The organism is Mycobacterium sp., assembly GCF_035603715.1.
Classification (GTDB): Bacteria; Actinomycetota; Actinomycetes; order Mycobacteriales; family Mycobacteriaceae; genus Mycobacterium.
Genome location: NZ_DATNJW010000554.1, coordinates 1 through 2,405, shown reverse-complemented (window position 1 = coordinate 2,405; position 2,405 = coordinate 1). Strand labels below are relative to the sequence as shown.

At 66.9% G+C, this 2,405-nt stretch carries 2 protein-coding genes; both read left to right on the top strand.

The window, feature by feature from the left end; genetic code table 11:
* The coding region (locus VN856_RS22790; protein ID WP_325693303.1) for a GuaB3 family IMP dehydrogenase-related protein at positions 1-869 on the top strand (869 nt) is incomplete at its 5' end.
* 46 nt (positions 870-915) lie between these two features.
* A partial coding sequence (locus tag VN856_RS22785) for a GMC family oxidoreductase (protein ID WP_325693300.1) occupies positions 916-2,405 on the top strand: 1,490 nt, incomplete at its 3' end.

The window sequence follows — 2,405 nt, the reverse complement described above, 5'->3', positions numbered from 1 at the left end:
AAGCCAAGGTCGCTCAGGTCATCGAGGCGGCGGCCAAAGAACCCGAGCCGTCGGCGGCCATCCGGCTGCTGCAGCAGCTGCACGCCGCGCCGCTGAACCCCGACCTGCTGGGCGCTGCGGTGGCCCGCATCCGCGAGGCCGGAGTGACCACCGCGGTCCGGGTGAGCCCACAGAACGCCCAGGCGCTGACACCCGTGCTGCTGTCGGCGGGCATCGACCTCCTTGTCATCCAGGGCACCATCGTCTCGGCGGAACGTGTCGACAGTCACGGCGAGCCGCTGAACCTCAAGACGTTCATCTCAGAGCTCGACGTGCCGGTGGTGGCCGGCGGCGTGCTCGACCATCGCACCGCGCTGCATCTCATGCGCACCGGCGCCGCCGGCGTCATCGTCGGCTATGGCTCCACCAGCGGAGTCACCACCAGCGACGAGGTACTCGGGATCCGCGTGCCGATGGCCACCGCGATCGCCGACGCCGCCGCCGCGCGCCGGGAATACCTCGACGAAACCGGCGGCCGCTACGTGCACGTGCTCGCCGACGGCGACATCCACACTTCCGGCGATCTGGCCAAGGCCATCGCCTGCGGCGCCGACGCGGTGCTGCTGGGCACGCCGCTCGCCGAGTCGGCTGAGGCGCTGGGTGACGGGTGGTTCTGGCCGACCGCGGCTGCCCACCCGTCGCTGCCCCGGGGTGCGCTGCTGCAAGTCGCCGTCGGTGAGCGGCTGCCGCTGAGGCAGGTCCTCAATGGACCGTCCGACGACCCGTTCGGCTCACTGAATCTGGTCGGCGGGCTACGCCGTTCGATGGCCAAGTCGGGCTACTGCGACCTCAAGGAATTCCAAAAGGTCGGCCTCACCGTAGGGAGCTGACCTCGATCGCTGGATGGTTACCAACGGCTAAGTCCATACTGGTGCGATGGAACCTGACTATGACGTCTTGATCATCGGTTCGGGCTTCGGGGGCAGTATCACCGCGCTGCGGCTGACCGAAAAGGGTTACCGGGTCGGTGTGCTCGAGGCCGGTCGTCGTTACGCCGACCAGGACTTCGCCAAGACCTCGTGGAACCTGCGCAAGTTCCTGTGGGCTCCTCAATTGGGTTGCTACGGCATCCAGCGCATCCACCTCCTGCAGGACTGCATGATCCTGGCCGGCGCCGGCGTCGGCGGGGGATCGTTGAACTACGCCAACACGCTGTACGTACCTCCGGACGAGTTCTTCAACGACCGGCAGTGGTCGGGCATCACCAACTGGCGCGCCGAGCTGATGCCGCACTACGAGCAGGCCAAGCGGATGCTTGGCGTGGTCGAGAACCCCACGTTCACCGACGCCGACCGAATCCTCAAAGAGGTCGCCGACGACATGGGGTGTGGTGACACCTTCGTGCCGACCCCGGTCGGGGTGTTCTTCGGTCCGAACGGAACCAAGACACCCGGCGAGACCGTCCCCGACCCGTTCTTCGGCGGAGCGGGCCCGGCCCGGACCGGCTGCCTGGAATGCGGGTCGTGCATGACGGGTTGCCGCTACGGCGCGAAGAACACCCTGCTGAAGAACTACCTCGGGCTCGCGGAATCGGCTGGGGCGCAGATACATCCGATGACGACGGTCACCAGGTTCGCGCAGCGGACCGACGGAATCTGGGAGGTTCGCACCAAGCACACCGGCCGTATGCTGCGCCGCAAGAGGCACACGTTCACCGCGAACCATGTGGTGCTGGCCGCCGGCACGTACAACACGCAGAAGCTGCTGTTCAAGATGCGCGACACCGGCGCGTTGCCCGGCCTCTCGGATCGGCTTGGTGTGCTGACCCGCACCAACTCCGAATCGATCGTCGGGGCCGCGACGTTGAAGGTCTCACCGGACCTGGACTTGACCCACGGCGTCGCGATCACGTCGTCAATTCACCCGACGTCCGACACGCACGTCGAACCGGTTCGGTACGGCAAGGGTTCCAACGCGATGGGGCTGTTGCAGACCTTGATGACGGACGGCTCCGGTCCCGAGGGCACCGACGTGCCGCGCTGGCGGCAGTTGATGGATCAAGCCGGTGAAGACCCGCGCGGCATCATTCGCATGCTCAACCCGCGCCAGTGGAGCGAGCGCACGGTGATCGCACTGGTGATGCAGCATCTGGACAACTCGATCACCACGTTCACCAAACGCGGACGGCTGGGCCGACGCCGGTATGTCAGCAAGCAGGGGCACGGCGAGCCGAACCCGACCTGGATTCCGGTCGGCAACGAAGTCACCCGTCGCCTCGCCGCCAAGATCGACGGGGTGGCCGGCGGCACCTGGGGCGAGCTGTTCAACATCCCGTTGACCGCGCACTTTCTCGGCGGCGCGGTGATCGGCGACAATGCCGAACACGGCGTGATCGACCCGTATCACCGGGTGTACGGCTACCCGAC